Genomic DNA, 24,287 nt, shown 5'->3' with positions numbered 1-24,287 from the left:
GCTTGCCGATGAAGGACACGCGCCTGCCGCAGCTGTGGCGTCTCGTACTGGCGGTCGTGTTACCGCTGGGGCTGATGCTGTGCGTGTGGCAGGCGGTCTCGATGGCGCGCAGCCAGGGGCTGGAGCGCCTGGGGCATGAGGCAGACAACGAACTGCGTCTGACTGCCGCCAGCCTGCGCGGCCAGTTGAATCGACACGCCTATCTGCCCAGGCTGGTGGCAGAGAATGACCAGCTGCGCGACTTTCTGGATCACCCTGAAGATCTCAGCGCGGAAGTGGCGCTCAATCAGCGCCTGGACCGCATGCGTGAGCTGGCCGGCATCTCGGACCTCTATCTGGTCGATGACACCGGCACCACCATCGCCGCCAGCAACTGGCGCTCCGCCAACACCTTCATCGGCCAGAACTACCGCTTCCGCCCCTACTGGCAAGACGCCATCAATGGTGGTGAAGGCCGCTTCTACGGGCTGGGCACCAGCTCAGGAGAACGCGGTTACTTCTTCAGTGCCGCCGTCACCAGCCCCCAGGGGCGACGTGGCGTGGCCGTGGTCAAGGTGCAGATAGAGGCGCTGGAGGCGGCATGGCTCGACCAGAATGCCGACATCATGGTCACTGATCCGCATGGCGTGATCTTCATCGCCAGCCAGGCGCAACGGGTGCTGCGCACGCTGGAGCCACTCAGCGAGGAGACACGCAACCGACTGCTCGATACCCAGCGCTATGCCAATCAGCGCCTGCGTCCGCTGCGCCTGCATCATCGCGAGGCGCTGCCGGAGCTGCTGGGCTCGCCCCTTGAGTCGCGCCGCGACACGACCTCCATCGAATTGTTGCAGCTGACACCGGGGGATCTCTGGCAGCACGCCTGGTTGAGCCTGTCCCAGCCACTGCCGGATATCGGCTGGCGCCTGCATGTACTCAAGCCACTGGCTCCGCTGCGCAGCGGTATCTGGCAGACGGCTGGTCTCGCGGCCGGTGGCTATGCCTTGCTGTGTCTGCTGGCAGGGCTGGGCTGGCAGCGACTGCGCATCCTGCGTGAGCGTCGCCTGTTCGCCGAGCGCGAGCGCCAGAATCTCGCCAGCAGCCAGCAACGGGTGCGCGGCATCATCGACCGCACTCAGGCTGGCCTGTGTATCCTCGATGAGCGGGTGCGGCTGGTGTATCTCAACCCGACGGCCATCGCGCTGTTCGGCTCGCCCTTGAGCGCCGACACCTCACCGGACGACTCAACCCGCCAGCCCAGCGCCCGCGAGGGGCGTGATCTGCGCGAGCTGTTCCTGCCGGCCGAGCGCCACCTGCTGGGCCGCCTGACCCAGGACCGCGCCGTCGGGCCGCTGGAAGTGCATGGCCTGCGCGAGGGAGTCGCGGTGCCACTGGAGCTTTCCTGCTCGCCACTGCCCAGCCCCCATGGTCCACGATGGCTGGTCACGGTCTTCGATGTCAGCGAACGCCGTGCCCAAGCCGAGCAGCTCGCTCAGGCACGTGATGCCTTCGAGCAACGGGTGGTCGAGCGTACCCGCGACCTCGCCGCCAGCAACACGCGCCTGAGTGCCGAAGTCGAGGAACGCACCCGCGCCGAACGCGAGCTGCGCGAGACGCGTGATGAATTGATCCAGACCGCCAAGCTGGCGGTGCTGGGGGAGCTGGCCGCCGGCATCAATCACGAGCTCAATCAGCCTTTGGCCGCCATCCGCGCCTATGCCGAGAACGCGACCGCCTTCCTCGCTCGCGCCCAGACCTCCCAGGTCGAGAGCAACCTGCACCAGATCACCGAGCTGACCCAGCGTATGGGCGAAATCAGCGCGCAGCTGCGTCAGTTCTCGCGCAAGAGCGGTGACCGCCTGGAGGCCATCGACCTCACCACCAGCCTCGACTACGCCCTGCGCCTGCTGCATGCACGCTGCGAGGCGCTCGGCGTGACCCTCATTCGCGAAGCGGGTCCAACGCTGGCCCGGGTGCGCGCCGAGCCGGTACGTCTGGAGCAGGTATTGGTCAACCTGATCGGCAATGCACTGGATGCGCTTGCCGACATGCCCCCCGAGCGCCCGGAGCCCCCCAGCATCCAGCTCAACCTGCATGAGAAAACGGGCAGCGCCGGTGATCAGGTCGTGCTGGAAGTCCACGACAACGGCCCCGGCCTCGAGCCATCGCAACTGGTGCGCGTGTTCGAACCCTTCTATACCCAGCGCGCCGACGGCCAGGGACTCGGGCTGGGGTTATCGATCAGCGCGCGTATCGTCGCCGACCTCGGCGGCACCCTCGAGGCGCACCCCTCTCCACTGGGTGGCGCACTGTTCCGGCTAACGCTGCCGGCGCTCTCGATGCCCTCACAATCCCCGATGCCACCCACCGCCAACCCTTCACAGGAGCCGTCATGAGCGACGTCACGAATACCGACATGCAGGTGCTGGTGGTGGATGACGAACCGCACCTTCGCGACAGCCTGAGCCAGAGCCTGATGCTGGCCGATTACCGCACTCGCCCGCTGGCCAGTGCCGAGCAGGCGCTGGAAATCCTGCGCGCCGAAGCGCCCTTCGAGGGTGTGGTGATCACGGACATTCGCATGCCGGGCATGGATGGCCTGAGCCTGCTGCACGCGGCGCATGCCGTGGATGACGAGCTGCCGGTGATCGTGATGACAGGGCATGGCGACATCGACACCGCCGTCGCGGCCATGCAGGCCGGTGCCTGGGATTTCATCGAGAAGCCCTTCGATCGCGAGCGCATGCTCGATGGCGCGCGGCGCGCGGTGGCCGCTCGCAGGCTGGCGCTGGAGAACCGCTCGCTGCGCGAACAGCTGGATACCCAGCGCAACAGCGCCGGCCCCAGACTGGTGGGCAGCAGTGACCTCATGCAGCGCCTGGATGCTCAGGTGTCACGCCTGGCGGCAGTCGATGCCGACACCCTGCTGTATGGAGAGACCGGTGCCGGCAAGGACCGTGTCGCCCGCTGCCTGCACGAGCGCAGCGCCCGCGCCAGCAAGCCCTTCGTGGCGCTCAACTGTGGCGGCATGCCGGAGACGTTGATCGAGTCGGAACTGTTCGGCCATGAGAAAGGTGCCTTCACCGGTGCCAGCGAGCGCCGCATCGGCAAGCTGGAACACGCCGACGGCGGCACCCTGTTCCTCGATGAGATCGAATCGATGCCGATGTCGTTGCAGATCAAGCTGTTGCGGGTGCTGCAGGAGCGCAGTATCGAGCGGCTCGGCAGCAATACACCACGCCCCATCGACATCCGCGTCATCGCCGCCACCAAGCGGGACCTGCGCGAAGCGGCCAGCGCCGGCGAGTTTCGCGAAGACCTCTACTACCGCCTGAACGTGGTCACGCTGTATCTGCCACCACTGCGCGAGCATGCCGAGGATATCCTGCAACTGTTCCGGCACTTCGCGATCCTGGCCAGCGAACGCACCAGCCTGGAAGTCCCGCCGCTGGACGCCACCACCCTGCAGGCGCTGCTGGCGCATGACTGGCCGGGCAACGTGCGTGAGCTGAGAAACTGTGCGGAGCGCCATGTGCTGCTGGGCGGGCTGGAGGGCAACATCGGCGACAGCATGGCGGAAGGGCGGCCGCTCACCGCGGGCACGAGTGGCACGGCCGTGGACAGCACGAAAGCCACAGGAGAGGCGGACAGAGAAGACATCACCGCCGGCACGGGCGAGCTGGGGAAACTGGAACACAACGTGAAGGCAGCCACGCAGGCGCAATCGCTGCCACAGCGCATGGAGGCGTTCGAGGCCGCGCTGATTCGCGAGGCCCTGGCGACCAGCAAAGGCCAGGTGGTGATGGCCTGCGAACGGCTGGGGCTGCCGCGCAAGACGCTCTACGACAAGCTGAAGAAGCATGGCCTGAGCGCCGAGCCCTATCGTGGTTGAGGCACCGTGGTTGAGGCACCGTGGTTGAGGTATCGTGCCTGATGCACCACAACAGAGGCATCAAAACCAAGGCATCACGACCAAGACAACGCAACGGAGATTCACGCCGACCTTCAGCCAGACAGCATCAGACGCCTGCCATCAGCCGCGAAAGACCTTCGCCGAACACTGACAGCGGCCCCTGTAGATGCATGATGTCCACCAGCACCGATACGGGCGGCAGCCAGGGCGTCATGGCAGCGATCACCGCCACCATCGCCAACGAGTTGCCCGGCTCACGATAATCGAACAGCTTGAAGGCGGTGCCGAAGCTGCGCTTGAGGCGTGCGCCGACCATGTCGACGCTGTACATCTCATCGAGCAACAGGTGAATCATGGCGCCGAACAACAGGGCCGCGCCTTGCCACCAGGCCTGTTCTTCACTCTGGCCCAGCACATGCAGGCTGGCGGCCGTCACGCCCAGCGAGCACAGCAGTGATGCCAGCAGCGAGTGCCAGATGCCGCGATGGACGGTGAAGCGCTTGAAGATGGCGCTGGCCACATAGCGCACGCCCAGATAGGTGGCGCCGCCCGCCATCATCAACGGCCCCGCCAGCAGGCGGTCCTGCAGCAGCAGCACGCAGGCCATGGTCGCCAGTACCGCGAACAGCGTGAACAGGATCCGGATGGCGCGCGAGTTGTCTGAGTCGATATCCGGCAGGATACCGCCGAAGGTGGTCAGACTCGCCAGCGGAACCCCCTCCGCCAGCGACCACAGGCCGCCCTGCCAGCCCGCCGCCGCGACGATGCCGCCGGCAAAGGCCGCTACGGTGATATGGGTACGAAAATTGGCCATGAAATACGGGTCGCGAGCCCTCGACGATGTCACTGGACCAGACGCCACACGCCGGCACTGGATATACGTCCAGATTATGACGCAAGCATTTCATGAAAAACAATGGCTTGTCCTGGTTTGTGCGCGCCACTGCCATCTCTGCCTTCTAAAGCTCGTGGAAAATCCGCCCCTGGCTTGCGGAAAATTCGACCCTGACTTGCGAATAATCCGGCTCTGAAACGAGCACTCCCCCGCTGGCCTGAGCCAACGGGGGAGTGATCATTGCTGCGTCTGCCGCTCTGTGCGAGGGAGATTCAGTCGGCGTAGTCTTCGGCCAGATGCTGATCCTTCAGCTTGACGTAGTTCACCGCCGAATAGGTGAAGAACTCACGCTCACTGTCCTTGATCGGGCGCAGTGCCTTGGCCGGGTTGCCGGCATACACATGCCCGCCCTCGAGACGCTTGCCCGGTGGCACCAGCGCCCCCGCCGCGATGATGACTTCATCTTCCACCACCACGCCGTCCATCACGATGGCGCCCATGCCGACCAGCACGCGGTCGTGAATGGTGCAGCCATGCAACACGGCCTTGTGACCGATGGTGACGTCATCGCCGATTTCCAGCGGATAGCCACCCGGATTGAAATCACTGGCGTGAGTGATATGCAGGACCGCGCCATCCTGCACACTGGTGCGCGCGCCGATGCGGATACGGTGCATATCGCCGCGAATCACCGCCAGCGGCCATACCGAGCTGTCATCCCCGAGGGCGACATCACCCAGCACCACACTGGCCGGATCGACGAAAACCCGCTCGCCCAGTCGCGGCGTCAGGCCCTTGAAGGATCTAATGCTCATGCCTTACCTCCTGAATTAGGCACCCAGCCTACTGCGCCAAACACCGGGATGCCAATAGCGCAACGGCCTGACTCGCGTTGCGATGTTTTCGCCCCCCCGTCCCGACGCCCCGCTTTCAGGTTCGACATGCCCCTCGTATCGCCCCACGCCTGTCGCCGACTCAACGCCAGATTCACGTACCGATGGCACAAGCGGGCTTACTTGAAGAAGCTCCAGCCCAGCACGACGACGACCAGCGGAATCGAGACCCAGCGCAGTACCCAACGCCAGGTGCGGAAGAAGCCACGCGATGTGCCGAGGCCAGCCAGCGCACGATTCTGCGGCATCACCCAGGCCGCGAAGATAGCGATCAGCAGCCCGCCGATCGGCAGGAAGAAGTCCGGCGGAATCGTCGTCACCGCATCGAAGACATTCATTTCGCCCAGCACGTGCACGTCCTTGAGGCTCGAGAAGGACAGCACCGACAACAGCCCCATCGCCCACACCGAGACACCGACCGCCAGTGCCGCGTGGCGACGCTTGAGGCCCCAACCCTCCAGCACCTCGACGATGGGCTCGGCGATGTTGATCGAGCTGGTCCAGGTCGCCAGCAGCAACAGCAGGAAGAACAGCGCCAGCAGCACGCTGCCGCCCGGTAGATTGGCGAAGGCGATCGGCAGGCTGACGAACATCAGGCCGGGGCCGGAGGCCGGGTCCATGCCCTGGCTGAAGACCGCCGCGAAGATGGCGATACCCGCCAGCAGCGCCACACCGATATCCAGCGCCGCCACGGCGATCGCGGCCGTCGGCAGACTCTGGCGCTCCGGCATGTAGGCGCCGTAGGCCATCAGAGCACAGGCGCCGACCGCCAGCGTGAAGAAGGCATGTCCCATGGCATTGAGCATCACGTCCAGCGTGATGGCGCTCGGGTCGGGCATGAACAGCCAGCTCAGCGCGGGACCGAAGCCGGGCGTACTGATGCTGTAACCGGCCAGTGCCAGCAACAACACGTAGAGCAGCGGCATCATCAGGTTGTTGAGGCGCTCGAGCCCGGAAGAGATACCGGCGGCCACCACGCTCATCGTCATCAGCATGAAGACGGTGTGGTTGAAGGTCATCGTGACCGGGTCTTCCAGGAAGGCGCCGAAGGAAGCGCCGATCTCCGGTGGGCTCATGCCGCTGAAGTCACCCTTCAGCGAATCGACCAGATACTCGATCGACCAGCCCGACACCACCGAATAGAACGACAGGATGAAGAACATGGTGATGGCGCCGAACAGTCCCAGCCAGCGCCAGTGCGGGGTGCGGCCACCGCTGACGGCCAGATGGGCCAGCGCCTGCATCGGTCCGCGACGTCCGGCGCGCCCGATCATGATCTCGGCCATCATCACCGGCAGGCCCAGCAGCAGCACGAAACCGATATACAGCAGCAGAAACGCGGAACCGCCGTTCTCGCCGGTCATGTAGGGGAAGCGCCAGATGTTGCCCAGCCCTACGGCGGCGCCGGTCACGGCCAGAATGAAGGCTCGGCGACTGCCCCAGCGTTCGGTGGTTTCGCTCATGTCTGCTCTCGTGGTCTCGGTACGGGGGAAGGATACAGGCCCCACTCGGGGGCCAAGGCCAGCAAGATAGCAGCCGTACCGGCCTCGGCCAATGCGACATGCGCGTGGCAGCGCCCGCCTATCGAGGCGATAGATTGAATAACACGCGCCGAGGCCTCACATTCTTGGTATCACCGCGGCAGCGGTGACGCCGTTTTCACGGCGCAATCGATGCGCAAGTTCTCCTTTATCGCTCACCGCTGCCGCCCACCCGAATGACGCGAGGTACATGATGTCGATCAATCCCCTGCTGGAACGCAACACCCTGCCCCCCTTCGACACCCTCAAGGCCGAGCACGTCGAGGACGCGATCAGCGAACTGCTGGAGCACAACCAGCAGGAGATCGAGCGCCTGATCGAGGCCACCCGCGATGACACGCGCTGGGACAACTTCGCCGCGCCGCTGGAAGCGCTGGGTGACCGCCTGAGCCAGGCCTGGTCGCCGGTCTCGCACCTCAACTCGACCATGAACTCGCCCAAGCTGCGTGAGGCCTATCAGGCCTGTCTCGCCAAACTGTCGGCCTACTCCACCTGGGTGGGTCAGAACAGCGACCTGGCCGCGGCCTATCAGCGCCTCGCGGACAGCGATGAGTTCGCAAGCCTCGAGGAAGCCCAGCAGAAGGCGATCACCAACAGTCTGCGCGACTTCCGCCTCGCCGGTGTCGACCTGCCGCAAGACAAGAAGCAGCGTTACGGCGAGATCCAGGCGCGCCTGTCCGAGCTCTCCAATACCTTCTCCAACCATGTGCTGGATGCCACCCAGGCCTGGCACAAGGATGTCGACGAAGAGGCACTGGCGGGCATACCGGAAAGCGGCCTTGAAGCGCTCAAGGCCAATGCCGAAGCCAAGGGCCTGGATGGCTATCGCATCACCCTGGACTTCCCGAGCTTCTTCCCGGTGCTCAGCTATGCCGACAACCGCGAGCTGCGCGAGGAGGTCTACACTGCCTTCGTCACCCGCGCCTCGGAGAAGGGCCCCAACGCCGGTGAGTTCGACAACGGCCCGGTGATCGAGGAGATTCTAGCCCTGCGTCAGGAGCTGGCCGCGCTGATCGGCTTCGACGACTACGCCTCGCTGTCACTGGCGACCAAGATGGCCGACTCGCCGGCGCAGGTCATCGCCTTCCTGGATGACCTCGCTACCCGCGCCGTGCCGCAGGCGCGTGAGGAGTTCAACGAGCTGGCGGCCTACGCCACCGAGAGCCTCGGCATCGACGACCTGCAGCCGTGGGATGTCGGCTATGCCAGCGAGAAGCTGCGCGAGTCGCGCTACGCGATCAATCAGGAGCAGCTGCGCCCCTACTTCCCGGCGCCGCAGGCCATCGACGGACTGTTCGAGGTCGTCAACCGCCTCTACGGCATCACCTTCAAGCAGCGCGACGTGCCGGTCTGGCACGAGGACGTCAGCTACTACGAGGTGATCGAGAATGACACCCCGATCGCCGGCTTCTATCTCGATCTCTATGCGCGTGAAGGCAAGCGAGGCGGTGCCTGGATGGACGAGTGCCGCGTCCGTCGTCGCCGCGAGGATGGCAGCCTGCAGTTGCCGGTCGCCTACCTGACCTGCAACTTCACCCGCCCGGTGGGCGATCGCCCGGCGCTGCTGACCCACGATGAAGTGGTCACGCTGTTCCACGAGTTCGGTCACGGCCTGCATCACATGCTGACCCGTCAGGAAGTCGCCGAAGTCTCCGGCATCAACGGCGTGGCATGGGACGCCGTCGAGCTGCCCAGCCAGTTCATGGAGAACTTCTGCTACGAGCGTGAAGGGCTGGATCTGATCGCACGTCACGTGGACACCGGCGAGCATCTGCCCGACGACATGCTCGAGCGCCTGCAGGCAGCCCGCAACTTCCAGGCGGCGATGACCATGGTCCGCCAGCTGGAGTTCTCGCTGTTCGACTTCCGCCTGCATCATGAGCTCGACAAGCCGTCTGCCAGCGATGTCCAGGCGCTGCTCGACGAGGTGCGCAGCAAGGTCGCCGTGGTGCCGGCGGTCGAGTTCAATCGCTTCCAGAATGGCTTCAGCCATATCTTCGCCGGCGGATACGCCGCGGGTTACTACAGCTACAAGTGGGCCGAGGTGCTGTCGGCAGACGCCTTCAGTGCCTTCGAGGAAAGCGCGGTCTTCGATACCGCCACCGGCCAGCGCTTCCGTGACGAGGTACTGGCACGCGGTGGCTCGCGTGACGCCGCCGAGCTGTTCCGCGCCTTCCGTGGCCGTGACCCGCAGGTCGATGCCCTGCTGCGTCACTCCGGCATCGGTGCCCAGGCGGCCTGATCTCGCCCCGTCTCGTGATGGCGCAAGCCTGACCACGAGCCGCTGACCATGCGCCCCTGACCTTTACCGGTCGGGGGCGTATCATATGGCGCATCATCCGCCCGAGGCGGGATTGCCAGACCTACCCTGACCCTGACTGGAGGCACCATGTCTACCATCAAGCGCTTCATCGCCGGTGCCGTCTGCCCGCGCTGCGGAGCAATGGACCGCCTGCGCACCTGGGAGCAGAACGAGACACGCTACCGTGACTGCGTGTCCTGCGACTTCTTCGAACAGCAAGCCATCGAGGAGCCGCCGACCCTCGCCGAGATTTCCACGCGCGTGAGCGAGCCCCGCGAGACGCCGGCGGGCGATGAGGTTCAGCCGGTGCGCATTCTGGACCCGGGCAAGCTGCACTGATATCTGCTGTATCACTGCGACATGAAAAAGCCCCGCCAATTGGCGGGGCTTTTTCATGTCATCCCGGCAGGATGATCAATCGACCACGCCGCAGGCGACGCGCGAGCCGCCACCGCCCAGCTTGGGCGTATCGGTGTAGTTGTCACCGCCGGAGTGGATCATCAGCGCATGGCCGCTGAGATCGCTTTCCTTGAGGCGCGGTGCCAGCACCGGCAACGAGATCTTGCCATCGGCATCGACACTCAGCGCCGGAAGATCACCGAGGTGGCCATCACCGTAAGGGCCCTGGTGGGTACCGGTCTCTTCTGGATCGAAGTGGCTACCTGCCGCGGCGGCGGCGACGGTCTCGCCATCCTTCTCGGCCGGTTCGCAGCTGGCATTGGCATGCAGGTGGAAGCCGTGGATGCCGCTCTCGAGCCCCTCGATCTTCGGCGTCAGCAGCAGACCGTCATCGGTATCCTCGGCCATGACACTGCCGACGGACTCACCGACGCCATCACTGCTGACGCGATGCATTTCCACCTCGGTGGCGGCCTGGGCGACGCCGCCGAACAACCAGGCGCCGAGCGCCACCGTCGCGGCGGTCTTGAGGGGCTTTCTGGAAGAGGGCGTAAAGGATGCCGTGTGCTGTGTCTCGTGATTCATGAGCAATCTCTCCATCACTGAGGCCGGCGTCACTGCCGACGCCTTGAGTGGCTTGCGGGCCGCTGTCACGAGCGGCTACCCATCAGACCTCAGGGCGAGCGACGTCACATTCAATGCCGCTCTTCCAATGACTTGCCGTGCACGCCCGGCACACGTGACTCAACGAGAAGCGATACCCAGATTCTCCAGCACCTTCAGACACGGCTCGGCCTGGTTGAGGGTATAGAAGTGCAGGCCCGGCGCGCCGCCATCCAGCAGACGCTGACTCATGCGCGAGATTACCTCGGTGCCGAAGGCCTGAAGGCTCTCGCTGTCATCGCCATAGCTCTCGAGCTGCCGGCGGAGCCAGCGCGGGATGTCCGCACCGCAGGAATCGGAGAAGCGCGCCAGCTTGGTGTAGTTGGTGATCGGCATGATCCCCGGGATGATCGGCTGCTCGATGCCGGCGGCACGCGCGCGCTCCACGAAGTGGAAATAGGCATCGGCATTGAAGAAGTACTGGGTGATGGCGATATCGGCGCCGGCCTGCATCTTGCGCGCGAAGTTCTCGAGATCGCTGTGGTAATTGCCGGCCTGTGGATGGCACTCGGGATAGGCCGCCACCGCGATCTCGAAGTGTTCGCCCGTCTCCTCGCGCACGAATTCGACCAGCTCGTTGGCGTAACGCAGCTCACTGCGCGAGCCCATCCCGGAGGGCAGGTCCCCGCGCAACGCCACCAGGCGCTTGACGCCCTGCTCGCGGTATTGCGCCAGGATCTCACGCAGCTCACCGCGGTCACTGCCGACACATGACAGGTGCGGCGCGGTGCAGATCCCGCTGGCGCTGACCGACTGCACGGTGTTGAAGGTACGCTCACGCGTGGAGCCGCCCGCGCCATAGGTGACGGAGAAGAACTCCGGCTCCAGCGCCGCCAGCTGATCGCGAACCCCCTTGAGCTTTTCACGCCCGGCCTCGGTATTCGGCGGGAAGAATTCGAAGCTGATCCCTAACGGATGTTCGCTTGCACTCATGGGGCGGCCCTCGTGGTCGTCGTGTCCGGCATTGATGTCGTTATCGCCGCACACTTCGCGGTGTGCGTGCAGCAATACACGTCCGGCGCGTCACGCCACCGCCCCTGTACTGCATGTCGAGCATTCTGACCGCCGCCGACGACCCCGGCCAATGAAAGGTTTTCGCCTCAACTTCAATGCCATTCATATAAGAAAGTGCGTGTTTATAACCATTGCTGACAGTGGCGTCCTGCTCCTCAGTCCTGCGCCCTCACCAGCCGCGCAACCACGCGACCCAAAGCCTGATGCGCGACCCAAAGCCTGATGAAGGAAAGGCGCAATGAGTGGCATTCATGGGATGACGCTGACAGGGGCCACACGGCATGATGAGCCAAAAGGACAATGACGCTTCACAAGGAACCGTGATGGACCACATCGATCTGCAGCAACCGCTCTGGATGCTGATCACCTTCGTCGCTCTCGGCGCCCTCTGTGCACGCCGCCTCGCGATCGACCCGCGCCCCATCGCCACCTTGCTGATCTATGTGATCGCGCCGCTGACCTTCTTTCGCGGCCTGGTGCTCGGCGAGCCATCGCTGAGTGATCTGGGCCTGACGCTGGGGCTATTCTCGCTGGCCAGCAGCATCTGCCTGCTGGTGCGCCCGCTGGCCGCGAGGTTCTTCCCGCCGCAGGAAGCCGCCCTGCTCGCCTTCTCCTCGGGAACCGGCAATACCGGCTACTTCGGCCTGCCGGTCGCGATGCTGTTGCTGCCGCCGGAAGGCGTGACCCAGTACCTGTTCTGCCTGCTCGGCATCACGCTGTATGAATTCACGCTGGGCTTCTACGTCAGTGCGCGCGGGCAGTTCTCGATGCGCGAGAGTCTGGTCAAGATCGTGCGTCTGCCGCTGATCTACGCCTTTCTGGCCGCTCTGCTGGTGGGGACACTGGGCCTCGAGGTACCGGGGGCGGTGATGGAGGGACTCGACTACTTCAAGTACAGCTACACGGTGCTGGGCATGATGATCATCGGCATGACGCTGGGCGGTGTCAGCCTGCGCGAGATCGACCCGCGCTTCATTCTGGCCGCGACCGCCCTGCGCTTCGTGATGTGGCCGCTGATGAGTCTGGGCAGCGTGATGTTGCTGGGCAGCCTGTTCGCCCTCGACCCGGTGCTGGCGCAAGTGTTGCTGCTGCTGGGCGTGGTGCCGATGGCCGCCAATGTGGTCGTGCTGGCCATCGAGCTGAATATCCAGCCGGCCAAGGGCGCGATCGCGGTGATGCTGACCACCCTGGCAGCGCCGCTGATCATCCCGCTATACCTGTCATGGATGCTGGCGATCAGCGGCCTGGGGTGAGGCTCAGGCGCCGGCCATCTCGGGCGTGACGGCGTCGGGCGTCGCGGCCGGCACCGGACGCGGCATCAGATGGCGCGGCGCCGTCTCGAGGATCTGACCCTGCCAGTCGATCAGGTGCAGCGCGCCTTGGGCATCTTCCGCCAGCGCGGTGCAGTGCTCGACCCAGTCACCATCGTTGCAGTAGAGCACGCCTTCCTCGACCCGGAAGCCCGCCTGGTGGATATGCCCCCCGACATAGCCATCCAGCCCTTCGAGGCGCGCCTGACGCATGGCGGCTTCCTCGAACTGGGCCACATAGCGCTGGGCGGTGCCGCTGCGCCGCTTGAGCGCGCTGGCCAGCGACCAGTACGGCAGCCCGAACATGCCACGCGCGCGATTGCACCAGCGATTGAGCGACAGGATGAAGCCGTGCATGCCATCGCCCAGCTTGAGCAGCCACGGCGCGATGCGCACATGGGTGTCGAATTCGTCACCGTGGGAGACCAGCAAACGACGACCGCTGCCGGTGGTATGGATCGCGCGCCGCTCGATGCTCACGTTGTGCAGCTTCAGGCCGCACAGGCGCCGGAAGGCGGCATCATGATTGCCGGGAATGTAGATGACCTCGCAGCCGCTGCGCGCCAGACGCAGCACCCGCGCCACCAGCGCCTGCTGGTCCTTGTCGAGCACCGCACGCTTGCGCATCGCCAGCAGGTCGACGATATCGCCGACCAGATACAGGCGTTCCGGGCGCACGCGACGCAGCAGCTTCGCAAGCAGCGCCGCCTGGCAGTCCGGAGTCCCAAGATGCACGTCGGAGATGAACAGCGTACGAACCTGACCGAGAGCGTCGGAAGCAGGCGGCATTTCAGCATGGGGAGCCGATTGCAAAGCGGTCATGTCAGTCACCTCCGGGTTGCCAGGCGGAATCGACAAGCGAGGCCCAGATGGCCCCTGTCGTTGCCCAGCAAGACTGAGGGGAGGCGATGACATACCCGTAACAGCAACATGAAAAAGCGATGACAGCCATTGCCGTCAATCACTTGCGGCATGAATGAAGGGAAGATTGCGGGCTTTCTCACGCCTGAGGGTCGTTGGCCCCCGCCATGGCCCGCCGCCGAGCGCGCTTCTGACGATACATGCGGTCATCCGCGATATGGATCAGATCATCGACATCCACATCTGCCTGCAATACCGGGTCGTGGGTGACACGCCCGATGCTCACCTCGACCGGGAAGGGAATTTGCTGCTCCAGGCGTTGCTCCTGAAGATGGCGCATCAACTGGGTCGTCGCCTGCTGGCTGGCCATATCACAGGCACCGGGCATCACGACCAGGAATTCATCGCCGCCCAGACGGCATGCCAGCCCGTCGTCACCGGCCGCCTGGGCGACGCTCCGGGCCACCAGCTGGATCAAGCGATCACCCTCGGCGTGCCCGAAGCTGTCGTTGACGTGCTTCAGGCGATCGACATCCACGAACAGGATCGACATGCATTGCCGAGTGCTCGTGCTCTCGGCCAGCATCCGCTCGAGAAAATCCAAGCCGAAACGGCGATTGGGCAGCCCCGTCAGCAGATCGTGATTGGCACGGTATTCCAGCTCATGCTGCTGCGTGAGCAGCTGCTGATTCATGTGACTGAGCTCGGCGTTGCGCACTTCCAGTGCCCGGCGCAGCTTGACGGTGCGCTGGAAGGTGGAGCTGCGGGCGTGCGCCAGTGCTGGAGCAATGATCATCGTCGCCAGCGTATATGTTCCGCCGGCCCCGACAAGATCCGTCAATTGCAAAGGGCTCAGCCACAGGAAGATGGGGATGTAGCAAAACATCAACGGCAAGCTGCTGGTCAACTGATAACGCCAGCCCCAGACCAGCCATGCCGGCATGGCAATCAGCATGCAGGTCGAGAAGCTTAGATTCCATAGCGACAGCGTGATGGCATCCTCGATCATCGATGCCCCGAAACAGAAGTACAGATTGGCGCAGACGGCGCCGAGCAATGCGATATCATCTGGTCGCTGGGGATCGTTCCTCAGCAGCGCGAGGCATATCAGGCACACGCCGAGCAGCAGGAATCGTCCGACCCAGAGCGTCGGCCAGGCATTGGGGACCTGGAAATAATCAAATAGCAGAAAACACGACAGCCCCGCCATGGCGAACAGCACGAAGGTGTAGTTGAGGCGCGCACGAAAATGGCGTGACTCATCATCCTCGGTTTCACGTCGGGACAGCAGACGCTCCTGAAGCGACACGGCACTTCCTCTCTGGCAATCAAGGCACCTGCTCATGCTACACCGCGTGGTGGCCTCGCCGTACTGGTGCAGAGGGTTGATCTATAAACGCTACTTCGGTGCAGGCCCCCGCCAGAGTTGTCAGACATGGCGCCATCACGCGCCATGGTGCCGATGATACGCCCCGCCAACACCATCACGATGGGGCCGGAGCCGTGCAGCGCCGAGGCCAGCGCGTAGCCGCCCAGTACCAGCGCCAGGCTCAGCATCACCTCGACCTGACACTGGTCGATGCTGCGCATCAGCTGGTAGACCAGCGCGCCCAACGCCAGCCCGAGCAGAATGCCGCCACCGGCTTCCTCGAGGAACAGAAGCCCCATGTGACCGAGCTCGACCTCGCCACTGCCGGCCGAGGCTGCCCAGAGCGGCTCATGGCTACCAGAGATCGCCGTGGCGTTCACGGTGGCAGAGATAGAGGCGCAGCTCGAACTCACGCTGATGATACTCCGGCTGCATGTGGCAGCAGAGTCGATAGAACGCCTTGTCGTGGGCCTTCTCGCGCAGATGCGCCAGCTCATGCACCACGATCATGTTGAGCAAGGGTTCGGGCAGGCGTCGGAACAGCGATGAGATACGGATCTCATGCTTGGCCTTGAGCTTGCTGCCCTGCACCCGCGACACGAAGGTATGCAGCCCCAGGGCATTGTCGATGACATGAATCCGGTCGTCATAGATCACCTTGCTGATCGGCGCCGAGCTGCGCAGATACTGATTCTTCAGCGTCATGGCGTAGTCATGCAGCGCCCTGGCCCCCTGCAGCTGATGGGGCTCGGGATACTTGCCGAGAAAGAAGTCGGCCGTACGCCCCGAGGCCAGCAGTTCACTCGCCTGCTGCTGGATCTCGGGGGCGTAGCCCTTGAGATAGCGTAGATCAGCCACTGGGCATCTCTCCTGTTGTTGTCCGAAGGAGGGCCAGAGACAAGAAAACCCGCCGAGGCGGGTTTTCTTGTCATGGCATCGAAAGGCGAGGGGCGAGACGTCCGCCACCTGCCAGGCCTGTCGAGCTGGCGGATTTACAGGCCAGCGGCAGCCTTGAGACCAGCGGCACGATCGGTCTTTTCCCACGGGAAAGCGGTGAAGGTTTCGGTCTTCTGCTCGCCGCTCACGTCGGTCCAGCTGTAGCTGTGCTCGAACGGCTCACGACCGAAGTGGCCGTAGGCAGCGGTCAGCTGATACATCGGGTGCGCCAGGTCCAGCATGGTGGTGATGGCGTACGGACGCAGGTCGAAGTGCTCGCGCACCAGCTCGACGATCTTGGCATCGCTGATCTTGCCGGTGCCGAAGGTGTTGATCGAGACGGAGGTCGGCTCGGCGACACCGATGGCGTAGGAGACCTGGATCTCGCACTTGTCGGCCAGGCCGCTGGCGACGACGTTCTTGGCCACGTAGCGACCGGCATAGGCGGCGCTGCGGTCGACCTTGGACGGGTCCTTGCCGGAGAAGGCACCACCACCGTGACGCGCCATGCCGCCGTAGGTGTCGACGATGATCTTGCGACCCGTCAGACCACAGTCACCCACCGGACCGCCGATGACGAAGTTGCCGGTCGGGTTGATGTGGTATTCGGTGGTCTCGGACAGCCACTCGGCCGGCAACACCTGCTCGATGATCTCGCGCTTGACCATCGCGCGCAGGTCTTCCTGGGACACTTCCGGGTCATGCTGGGTGGACAGCACGACGGCTTCGACGGCGACCGGCTTGCCGGCTTCGTCGTAGCGGAAGGTGACCTGGCTCTTCGCATCCGGACGCAGCCACGGCAGCATGCCGTTCTTGCGCAGTTCCGCCTGACGTTCGACCAGACGGTGAGCGTAGTGGATCGGCGCCGGCATGAAGGAGTCGGTCTCGTTGGTGGCGTAGCCGAACATCAGGCCCTGGTCGCCCGCCCCCTGATCTTCCGGCTTGGTGCGATCGACGCCCTGGGCGATATCGATGCTCTGCTTGCCAATCAGGTTGAGGACACCACAGGTCTCGCCGTCGAAGCCGACGTCGGAAGAGGTATAGCCGATATCGGTGATGACACGACGTACCAGCTCCTCGAGATCCACCCACGCGCTGGTGGAGATCTCACCGGCCACGATGGCAACGCCTGTCTTGACGAGCGTTTCGCACGCGACGCGTGCCTGCTTGTCGCGCGCGATGATGGCATCGAGCACGGCGTCGGAAATCTGGTCGGCAATCTTGTCCGGATGCCCCTCGGACACGGACTCGGATGTGAAGAGTGAGTATTCGCTCATTGGTCCTCGACCCTCTTTTCGGATGCGGGGATGATTCGGCCACTGACGGCAGACTGCGTTGACGACCGAGTAGAAACACGCTTGCGGCGCACGATGAGGCTCAACACGGGCGGTTGAGCCTCGGGGGGGCGAGTTTACACGCCACTTATGTGAGTTCCTAGCGCAATGGGGCGCGTGGGGGCGTCCAATCGAGACCTTTTTGCGACAAGCGCTGCATACAGGGTAATAAGCCGTTGCCACCTTTGGACGAGCACACATCCCGGATGCGATTTGCCGCGCCCTGTCATCTCGGTGACAATACCCGCCCGGAGATCACGCTCGGACGCGAGTCCGCGCGTACAAGGTTCACGCGACGCACTGTCCTTTCCGGCGCACTGTTTTCAGGCGCACAGTCCTGAAGGAGACCCAGGCAGCAGCATGCCCTGGCTCTCGGGAGGCACTGGGCGCCCGGCTCAGCACGCCGTGATTCATTGCCCCACTCTTGACGCCCGCAGGCGAGGAGCTACTGCATGCCTTCCCGTTTAGACCTGGCCAACGCCATCCGTGCACTTTCCATGGACGCCGTTCAGAAGGCCAAGTCCGGCCACCCCGGCGCCCCCATGGGCATGGCCGACATCGCTGAGGTGCTCTGGAACGACCACCTCAAGCACAACCCGGCCAACCCGAACTGGGCCGATCGCGACCGCTTCGTGCTGTCCAACGGCCACGGCTCCATGCTGCTCTACTCCCTGCTGCACCTCACGGGCTATCAGCTGAGCCTTGAAGATCTGCAGAACTTCCGCCAGCTGCATTCCAAGACCGCCGGTCACCCGGAATACGGTTATGCGCCGGGCATCGAGACCACCACCGGCCCGCTGGGCCAGGGTCTGGCCAATGCCGTGGGCATGGCGATCGCCGAGAAGACACTGGCGGCGCAGTTCAACCGTCCGGGTCACACCGTCGTCGACCACACCACCTGGTGCTTCCTGGGTGACGGCTGCCTGATGGAAGGCATCTCCCATGAGGTCGGCTCATTGGCCGGTACCCTGGGTCTGGGCAAGCTGATCGCCCTGTATGACGACAACGGCATCTCCATCGATGGCGAAGTCGAAGGCTGGTTCACCGATGACACCGCCAAGCGTTTCGAATCCTACGGCTGGCACGTCGTGGCCAACGTCGACGGCCACAAGCCGGAAGAGATCAACGCCGCCATCGCGCTGGCCAAGAGCCACGCCGACAAGCCGAGCCTGATCATCTGCAAGACCGTGATCGGCTTCGGCTCCCCGAACAAGGAAGGCACCGAGTCCTGCCACGGCGCGCCGCTGGGTGACGACGAAGTCGCCGCCACCCGCGAGAAGCTGGGCTGGGCCCACGCGCCCTTCCATATCCCGGAAGACATCTATCAGGGGTGGGATGCCAGCGAGCGCGGCGCCAAGCTCGAGAGCGACTGGGATACGCGCTTCGCCCGTTACGCCGAAGCACACCCGGAACTGGCCGCCGAGTTCACCCGCCGTCTGGAAGGCAAGCTGCCGCACGCCCTGACCAGCGAGAAGATGATCGAGGATGCCCAGGCCGCCGGCGACAGCCCGGCCTCGCGCAAGGCCTCCTTCGAGTGCCTGAACCAGCTCGGCCCGCAATTGCCGGAACTGCTCGGCGGCAGTGCCGACCTGGCCCCGTCCAACCTGACCTTCTGGAAGGGCGCCCAGGCGATCACCCGCGAAGACTTCAGCGGCAACTACCTGCACTACGGTGTGCGTGAGTTCGGCATGGGCGCGATCATGAACGGTGCCGGTCTGCACGGCGGCTTCATCCCGTATGGCGCGACCTTCCTGATCTTCATGGAATACATGCGCAACGCCGTTCGCATGGCCGCCCTGATGGGTCAGCAGGCCGTCTACGTCTTCACCCACGACTCCATCGGTCTGGGCGAAGATGGCCCGACGCACCAGCCGATCGAACAGCTGACCAGCCTGCGCACCACGCCGAACCTGTCCACCTGGCGTCCGGCGGATGCCGTGGAGACCGCGGCGGCATGGGATGCGGCCATCAAGCGTCACTCCGGCCCGACCGCGCTGATCCTGTCGCGTCAGAACCTGCCGCATCAGAACCGTGACAAGGCTCAGCTGGCCAACATCAGCCGTGGTGGTTATGTGCTGAAGGACGCCGCCAACGGCCAGCCGGAAGTGATCCTGATCGCCACCGGCTCCGAAGTCGGTCTGGCGATGGATGCCGCCGCCGAGCTGGAAGCCGCCGGTCGCGCCGTGCGTGTCGTGTCCATGCCAGCCACCGACCTGTTCGATGCGCAGGACGCGGAATACCGTGAATCCGTGCTGCCGTCTGCCATCACCGCGCGCGTGGCGATCGAAGCCGGTCATCGTGACTACTGGTTCAAGTATGTCGGTCTGAACGGCGACATCATCGGCATGGAGACCTTCGGGGAATCCGCGCCGGCCGGCGACCTGTTCAAGCACTTCGGCTTCACGGTCGAGAACGTGGTCGAACGCGCCAACAAGCTGCTGGGCTGAACACCGCCTGACCCACTTCGTCGATGACGGAGTGGGATGAAGATCGACGCCGCCGCCTCCCGCTGGGAGCGGCGGCGTTTTCGTCTGTGCGACACTCGAGGAGTCCTCAAGCGTCACCGGCTGTCGCCTGTAGTCGACGTGGCTGACACGAGTCGCGGCTTGATGACACGATTCATCTTGCATGAACGGTCATTCTCCAGCGACCGTGCCCATGAAAGACAGCGCAGACGGCGACTACACAACCCCACCAGTTGGGTAGTGTGACTACGCGTCCTTAGACGAAAAAAACCAGAAATCAGGCGCTTGCGCGCCTTTCGCTCTCTCCGCCCAGCAAAGCGATGCGCTACCATGGACCCCCTGAAAAACACTCGGAACACGACATCCTTGAACCACCAGCCGCCTCTGACCACCGCCGACGCCCCCCAGGGAGACAAGGCGTCCCGACGCCAGGGAAATCCTCCCTTGCGAGTGGCCATCAATGGCTACGGACGCATCGGTCAGTGTGTGCTGAGAGCGCTGGTAGAACGTGAAGCACGCGGTGAGTCACTGCCGCTGGAAGTGGTCGCGATCAACGAGCTGTCAGATCTGGACACCATCACCTATCTGACCCGCTACGACACCACCCACGGCCGCTTCCCCGGCACGGTGGAACAGCGCGACGGCCAGCTGGTCGTCAACGGCCATGCGATCAGCATCCTGTCCGAGGCCAATCCAGATTGCCTGCCCTGGCGGGCATTGGGGATTGACCTGGTGCTGGAGTGCTCCGGCAGCTTCAAGGACCGCGCCACCGCCGAGCGGCATCTGGCGGCAGGCGCCGGACGACTGCTGTTCTCCCAGCCCGGCGATACCGACGCCGATGTCGATGCCACCATCGTGTGCGGCATCAACCAGTCGGCGCTGGCCCCCGCCGAGGCGGGGCAGGCAGGCAGCGGCATGCGCATCGTCTCGGCGGCCTCGTGCACCACCAATTGCCTGATTCCGATTCTGACGGTGCTGGAAGAGGCCTTCGGTCTGGAGCGCGGCGTCACCACCACGGTGCACTCGGCGATGAACGACCAGCCGGTGATCGACGCCTACCACCAGACGGACCTGCGCCTGACGCGCTCGGCGATGAGCTCGATCGTGCCGGTGGATACCGGCCTGGCCAAGGGCATCAACCGCCTGATGCCGCACCTGGAAGGACGCTTCGAATGTCTGCACCTGCGCGTGCCGACCATCAACGTGTCCTGCATGGACATGTCCATCGAGGTGAAGCGTGACGTGAGCGCGGATGAGGTCAATGACCTGCTGCGCGAGGCCTGCGCACGACGCCTGCAGGGCCTGATGGGATTGAGCGAGGAGCCGACGGCTTCCATCGACTTCAACCACGATCCGCGCTCGGGTATCGTGGATGCAACCCAGACCCGTGTTGCCGGCGGCCGGCTGATCAAGATGCTGTGCTGGTTCGACAACGAATGGGGCTTTGCCAATCGCATGCTGGACGTCGCCACCCATTGGCACGCCTGCGAGATGACAACGCCTCTGGCGAGGGAAGCTCTCTCCACCGATTCACGACCAAGGAACCCGTCATGAACGTGCAAACGATGACCGCCCTCGACCTGTCCGGAAAGCGTGTGCTGATCCGCGAAGATCTCAACGTGCCGATCCGCGACGGTCAGGTGACCAGCGACGCGCGTATCCGTGCCAGCCTGCCGACCATCAAGGCGGCACGTGACGCCGGCGCACGCGTGATGCTGATGAGTCATCTGGGCCGCCCCACCGAGGGTGAGCCGGAAGATCAGTTCTCGCTGGCACCGGTCGCGGCACATCTGGGCGAGCTGCTGGGCAGCCCGGTGCGCCTGATCAACGACTATCTCGACACGGCACCGGATATCGCCGAAGGCGAGGTCGTGCTGCTGGAGAACGTGCGCTTCAACAAGGGCGAGAAGAAGGACGAGGAATCCCTGTCCCGCGCCTACGCCGCGCTGTGCGATGTCTACGTGATGGATGCCTTCGGCACCGCGCACCGTGCCCAGGCCTCGACCCATGGCGTGGCACGCTTCGCGCCAAACGCCTGCGCCGGCCCGCTGCTGGCCGCCGAGCTGGAAGCCCTCGAGAAGGCACTCGCCGCACCGCGTGCGCCGATGGTCGCCATCGTCGGCGGCTCCAAGGTCTCCACCAAGCTCGACGTACTCAAGGCGCTGTCCGACAAGTGCCATCAGCTGATCGTCGGTGGCGGCATCGCCAATACCTTCATCGCGGCGGCCGGTTACAACGTCGGCAAGTCCCTCTACGAGGCTGACCTGCTCGATACTGCTCGCGCGCTGATGGACAAGGTCGAGATTCCGCTGCCGACCGACGTCGTCGTCGCCACCGAGTTCTCCGACAAGGCTGAAGCCGTCGTGCGCGCCGTCGCCGACGTCCAGGACGACGAGATGATCCTGGATATCGGTCCGGAGACCGCATCACGCTTCGGTGCGCTGCTCAAGGATGCCGGCACCATTCTCTGGAACGGTCCGGTCGGCGTGTTCGAGATCGACCAGTTCGCCAACGGCACCGAGCAGCTGGCGATGGCCATCGCCGAGAGCGACGCCTTCTCCATCGCCGGAGGTGGCGACACCCTGGCGGCCATCGACAAGTACGACGTCGAGTCGCGCGTCTCCTACATTTCCACCGGTGGTGGCGCCTTCCTCGAATACGTGGAAGGCAAGGTACTGCCGGCCGTTGCGGCATTGGAAGCCGCAGCAAGCTGAACCCGCCTGTGTCCTCATTGGCGCAGGCTTAGAGTCACGGCCACAAGGTCGCCCCCCGTCAGCAGACGGGGGGCACCTGACGCTTCTCCACTCGATTCCTCAAAAAGACAGGTGATGTCATGGCATTGATCAGCATGCGCCAGATGTTGGACCACGCAGCCGAGTACGGATACGGCATCCCGGCGTTCAACGTCAACAACCTCGAGCAGATGCGCGCCATCATGGAAGCCGCCGACCACACCGATTCTCCGGTGATCGTCCAGGCCTCCGCCGGCGCACGCAAATACGCGGGCGCGCCGTTCCTTCGCCACCTCATCCTGGCTGCGGTGGAAGAATTCCCGCATATCCCGGTGGTCATGCACCAGGATCACGGTACCTCGCCGGCAGTCTGCCAGCGCTCCATCCAGCTGGGCTTCAGCTCGGTGATGATGGACGGCTCGCTGGGCGAAGACGGCAAGACCCCGACCAGCTACGAATACAATGTCGATGTGACCCGTCGCACCGTCGAGATGGCCCACGCCTGTGGCGTGTCCGTCGAAGGCGAGCTGGGTTGCCTCGGCTCGTTGGAAACCGGCATGGCCGGTGAAGAAGACGGCATCGGTGCCGAAGGCAAGCTGGACCACGACCAGATGCTGACCGACCCGGAAGAAGCCGCCGACTTCGTCAAGAAGACCCACGTCGATGCCCTGGCCATCGCCATCGGTACCTCCCACGGCGCCTACAAGTTCACCAAGCCGCCGACGGGTGACACCCTGTCCATCCAGCGCATCAAGGAAATCCACGCCCGCATCCCCGAGACTCACCTGGTGATGCACGGCTCTTCCTCCGTGCCGCAGGACTGGCTGGAAATCATCAACGAATACGGCGGCAAGATTCCGGAAACCTACGGCGTGCCGGTCGACGAGATCGTCGAAGGCATCAAGCACGGCGTGCGCAAGATCAACGTCGACACCGACCTGCGCCTGGCCTCTACCGGCTCCATCCGTCGCTTCATGGCCCAGAACCCGTCTGAATTCGACCCGCGCAAGTACCTGAAGGAATCCGTGAAGGCGATGCGCGACATCTGCATCGCCCGCTACGAAGCCTTCGGTGCCGCCGGTCATGGCAGCAAGATCGACCCGATCAACCTCGAAGCGATGTTCGAGCGTTACAACCGTGGCGAGCTGGACCCGAAGATCAACTGATCGGGCGGCCCCCGCCAAGGTATCCCTGCCAGCCTGTCCGCACGCGAGCAGGCAGGGAGTGAAGAGAAAGGCGACCCTTCGGGGTCGCCTTTTTTATACGCCTCAGGGTGCCAGCCTCTCGCGCACGCAGGTATCCTTTCGAGATTCCGTTTGGCATTGATCATTCATCACCGTATCGCAGGAGACATCATGGCCTCGCTCAAGGATCAACTGTCCGGGCTTGTCTATTCCACCGAACATGGCGCAACCTGCCCTGAGTGTCGGCGTGCCGAAGCCGAGTGCGAATGTGCCGACCTCGCCGAGCGTGAACGCCTGGCAAGCCTCGATGGCGTGGTGCGTATCCGGCTCGAGACCAGCGGTCGCAAGGGCAAGGGCGTGACCACCGTGAGCGGGATTCCGCTCGCCGAGAAGGAACTCAAGGCCCTGGCCAAGACTCTCAAGCAGCGGTGCGGCACTGGCGGCAGCCTCAAGGATGGCATCGTGGAGATCCAGGGCGATCACCGCGAGACGCTCAAGGCGGAACTCACGCGGATGGGCTATACCGTCAAGCTGGCCGGTGGCTGAACGCCCGCTGC

General features: G+C 64.2%; 20 protein-coding genes. 10 read left to right on the top strand and 10 right to left on the bottom strand.

The window, feature by feature from the left end:
- The first annotated feature begins 8 nt into the window (after window positions 1-8).
- Together NH396_RS11095 and NH396_RS11090 are read left to right on the top strand one after the other, a co-directional pair.
- Window positions 9-2,375, top strand: coding sequence for an ATP-binding protein (locus NH396_RS11095; protein ID WP_176678505.1), 2,367 nt, complete (start codon window positions 9-11; stop codon window positions 2,373-2,375).
- The gene (locus tag NH396_RS11090; protein ID WP_253063587.1) at window positions 2,372-3,871 is read left to right on the top strand and encodes a sigma-54 dependent transcriptional regulator; all 1,500 of its coding nucleotides are present in this window, start codon (window positions 2,372-2,374) and stop codon (window positions 3,869-3,871) included. The genes NH396_RS11095 and NH396_RS11090 overlap by 4 nt, the downstream gene beginning before the upstream one ends.
- 127 nt (window positions 3,872-3,998) lie before the next feature.
- On the opposite strand, the gene NH396_RS11085 is transcribed toward NH396_RS11090, so the two are convergent.
- The 3 genes from NH396_RS11085 to NH396_RS11075 form a co-directional block, all read right to left on the bottom strand.
- On the bottom strand, window positions 3,999-4,706 hold the full coding sequence (locus tag NH396_RS11085; protein ID WP_175090651.1) for a metal-dependent hydrolase: 708 nt from the start codon (window positions 4,704-4,706) through the stop codon (window positions 3,999-4,001).
- A 293-nt stretch (window positions 4,707-4,999) separates the two neighbouring features.
- Window positions 5,000-5,542 carry a gamma carbonic anhydrase family protein gene (locus NH396_RS11080; RefSeq protein WP_153636693.1) on the bottom strand — a complete coding sequence of 181 codons (543 nt, stop codon included), beginning with the start codon at window positions 5,540-5,542 and terminating at the stop codon, window positions 5,000-5,002.
- 197 nt (window positions 5,543-5,739) lie between these two features.
- Window positions 5,740-7,083 carry a sodium-dependent transporter gene (locus NH396_RS11075; RefSeq protein WP_176678506.1) on the bottom strand — a complete coding sequence of 448 codons (1,344 nt, stop codon included), beginning with the start codon at window positions 7,081-7,083 and terminating at the stop codon, window positions 5,740-5,742.
- Between the two features lie 271 nt (window positions 7,084-7,354).
- Here NH396_RS11075 and prlC point away from each other — a divergent pair, with 271 nt between their 5' ends.
- A complete protein-coding gene (gene prlC, locus NH396_RS11070; RefSeq protein ID WP_176678507.1) occupies window positions 7,355-9,403 on the top strand; it encodes an oligopeptidase A in 2,049 nt (682 codons plus the stop codon).
- Window positions 9,404-9,550: 147 nt separating this feature from the next.
- A complete protein-coding gene (locus NH396_RS11065; RefSeq protein ID WP_176678508.1) occupies window positions 9,551-9,802 on the top strand; it encodes a YheV family putative zinc ribbon protein in 252 nt (83 codons plus the stop codon).
- A 75-nt stretch (window positions 9,803-9,877) separates the two neighbouring features.
- On the opposite strand, the gene sodC is transcribed toward NH396_RS11065, so the two are convergent.
- Window positions 9,878-10,447 (bottom strand): superoxide dismutase family protein, encoded by a 570-nt coding sequence (gene sodC, locus NH396_RS11060; RefSeq protein ID WP_176678509.1) that lies wholly within the window; start codon window positions 10,445-10,447, stop codon window positions 9,878-9,880.
- Window positions 10,448-10,606: 159 nt separating this feature from the next.
- Entirely contained in the window at window positions 10,607-11,458 is an 852-nt protein-coding gene (gene metF, locus NH396_RS11055; protein WP_176678510.1) for a methylenetetrahydrofolate reductase [NAD(P)H], read from the bottom strand.
- A gap of 404 nt (window positions 11,459-11,862) precedes the next feature.
- On the opposite strand from metF, the gene NH396_RS11050 reads away from it, so the two are divergent.
- A complete protein-coding gene (locus NH396_RS11050) occupies window positions 11,863-12,792 on the top strand; it encodes an AEC family transporter (RefSeq protein ID WP_176678511.1) in 930 nt (309 codons plus the stop codon).
- Between the two features lie 3 nt (window positions 12,793-12,795).
- Here NH396_RS11050 and NH396_RS11045 read toward each other — a convergent pair whose 3' ends face one another.
- The 5 genes from NH396_RS11045 to metK all read right to left on the bottom strand — a co-directional run bounded on the left by NH396_RS11045 (window position 12,796) and on the right by metK (window position 17,292).
- Window positions 12,796-13,671, bottom strand: coding sequence for a UDP-2,3-diacylglucosamine diphosphatase (locus NH396_RS11045; protein ID WP_253063585.1), 876 nt, complete (start codon window positions 13,669-13,671; stop codon window positions 12,796-12,798).
- 178 nt (window positions 13,672-13,849) lie between these two features.
- The gene (locus tag NH396_RS17175; RefSeq protein ID WP_176678512.1) at window positions 13,850-15,019 is read right to left on the bottom strand and encodes a diguanylate cyclase; all 1,170 of its coding nucleotides are present in this window, start codon (window positions 15,017-15,019) and stop codon (window positions 13,850-13,852) included.
- Window positions 15,020-15,051: 32 nt separating this feature from the next.
- Entirely contained in the window at window positions 15,052-15,459 is a 408-nt protein-coding gene (locus tag NH396_RS11035) for a cation:proton antiporter (protein ID WP_366071723.1), read from the bottom strand.
- Window positions 15,434-15,937 carry a YgjP-like metallopeptidase domain-containing protein gene (locus NH396_RS11030; RefSeq protein WP_176678513.1) on the bottom strand — a complete coding sequence of 168 codons (504 nt, stop codon included), beginning with the start codon at window positions 15,935-15,937 and terminating at the stop codon, window positions 15,434-15,436. The genes NH396_RS11035 and NH396_RS11030 overlap by 26 nt, the downstream gene beginning before the upstream one ends.
- Window positions 15,938-16,071: 134 nt before the next feature.
- A complete protein-coding gene (metK, locus tag NH396_RS11025; RefSeq protein ID WP_043335733.1) occupies window positions 16,072-17,292 on the bottom strand; it encodes a methionine adenosyltransferase in 1,221 nt (406 codons plus the stop codon).
- 509 nt (window positions 17,293-17,801) lie between these two features.
- Here metK and tkt point away from each other — a divergent pair.
- The 5 genes from tkt to NH396_RS11000 all read left to right on the top strand — a co-directional run bounded on the left by tkt (window position 17,802) and on the right by NH396_RS11000 (window position 24,276).
- Complete coding sequence (gene tkt, locus NH396_RS11020; protein WP_176678514.1) at window positions 17,802-19,796, top strand: transketolase; 1,995 nt, start codon at window positions 17,802-17,804, stop codon at window positions 19,794-19,796.
- Between the two features lie 462 nt (window positions 19,797-20,258).
- Window positions 20,259-21,368 carry a glyceraldehyde 3-phosphate dehydrogenase NAD-binding domain-containing protein gene (locus tag NH396_RS11015; RefSeq protein ID WP_253063583.1) on the top strand — a complete coding sequence of 370 codons (1,110 nt, stop codon included), beginning with the start codon at window positions 20,259-20,261 and terminating at the stop codon, window positions 21,366-21,368.
- Window positions 21,365-22,528, top strand: coding sequence for a phosphoglycerate kinase (locus NH396_RS11010; RefSeq protein ID WP_176678516.1), 1,164 nt, complete (start codon window positions 21,365-21,367; stop codon window positions 22,526-22,528). Before NH396_RS11015 ends, NH396_RS11010 begins: the two co-directional genes overlap by 4 nt.
- Before the next feature lie 119 nt (window positions 22,529-22,647).
- A complete protein-coding gene (fba, locus tag NH396_RS11005; RefSeq protein ID WP_043335741.1) occupies window positions 22,648-23,712 on the top strand; it encodes a class II fructose-bisphosphate aldolase in 1,065 nt (354 codons plus the stop codon).
- Between the two features lie 189 nt (window positions 23,713-23,901).
- Window positions 23,902-24,276 (top strand): translation initiation factor Sui1, encoded by a 375-nt coding sequence (locus NH396_RS11000; protein ID WP_176678517.1) that lies wholly within the window; start codon window positions 23,902-23,904, stop codon window positions 24,274-24,276.
- Window positions 24,277-24,287: the final 11 nt, after the last annotated feature.

Origin of the sequence: Cobetia sp. Dlab-2-AX, from assembly GCF_024124625.1 — a bacterium.
Taxonomy (GTDB): domain Bacteria; phylum Pseudomonadota; class Gammaproteobacteria; order Pseudomonadales; family Halomonadaceae; genus Cobetia.
Note: the sequence above shows the minus strand (reverse complement) of the source record. Positions and strands in the feature narration are given on the sequence as shown.

Bases quoted from the DNA above. Each gene is read 5' to 3' on its own strand.
- fba (WP_043335741.1), top strand. From the start codon at position 22,648: ATGGCATTGATCAGCATGCGCCAGATGTTGGACCACGCAGCCGAGTAC.
- NH396_RS11010 (WP_176678516.1), top strand. From the start codon at position 21,365: ATGAACGTGCAAACGATGACCGCCCTCGACCTGTCCGGAAAGCGTGTG.
- NH396_RS11075 (WP_176678506.1), bottom strand. From the start codon at position 7,083: ATGAGCGAAACCACCGAACGCTGGGGCAGTCGCCGAGCCTTCATTCTG.
- NH396_RS11050 (WP_176678511.1), top strand. From the start codon at position 11,863: ATGGACCACATCGATCTGCAGCAACCGCTCTGGATGCTGATCACCTTC.
- NH396_RS11095 (WP_176678505.1), top strand. From the start codon at position 9: ATGAAGGACACGCGCCTGCCGCAGCTGTGGCGTCTCGTACTGGCGGTC.
- prlC (WP_176678507.1), top strand. From the start codon at position 7,355: ATGTCGATCAATCCCCTGCTGGAACGCAACACCCTGCCCCCCTTCGAC.
- NH396_RS11085 (WP_175090651.1), bottom strand. From the start codon at position 4,706: ATGGCCAATTTTCGTACCCATATCACCGTAGCGGCCTTTGCCGGCGGC.
- sodC (WP_176678509.1), bottom strand. From the start codon at position 10,447: ATGAATCACGAGACACAGCACACGGCATCCTTTACGCCCTCTTCCAGA.
- metF (WP_176678510.1), bottom strand. From the start codon at position 11,458: ATGAGTGCAAGCGAACATCCGTTAGGGATCAGCTTCGAATTCTTCCCG.
- tkt (WP_176678514.1), top strand. From the start codon at position 17,802: ATGCCTTCCCGTTTAGACCTGGCCAACGCCATCCGTGCACTTTCCATG.
- NH396_RS11045 (WP_253063585.1), bottom strand. From the start codon at position 13,671: ATGACCGCTTTGCAATCGGCTCCCCATGCTGAAATGCCGCCTGCTTCC.
- NH396_RS11080 (WP_153636693.1), bottom strand. From the start codon at position 5,542: ATGAGCATTAGATCCTTCAAGGGCCTGACGCCGCGACTGGGCGAGCGG.
- NH396_RS11065 (WP_176678508.1), top strand. From the start codon at position 9,551: ATGTCTACCATCAAGCGCTTCATCGCCGGTGCCGTCTGCCCGCGCTGC.
- NH396_RS11000 (WP_176678517.1), top strand. From the start codon at position 23,902: ATGGCCTCGCTCAAGGATCAACTGTCCGGGCTTGTCTATTCCACCGAA.
- metK (WP_043335733.1), bottom strand. From the start codon at position 17,292: ATGAGCGAATACTCACTCTTCACATCCGAGTCCGTGTCCGAGGGGCAT.
- NH396_RS11090 (WP_253063587.1), top strand. From the start codon at position 2,372: ATGAGCGACGTCACGAATACCGACATGCAGGTGCTGGTGGTGGATGAC.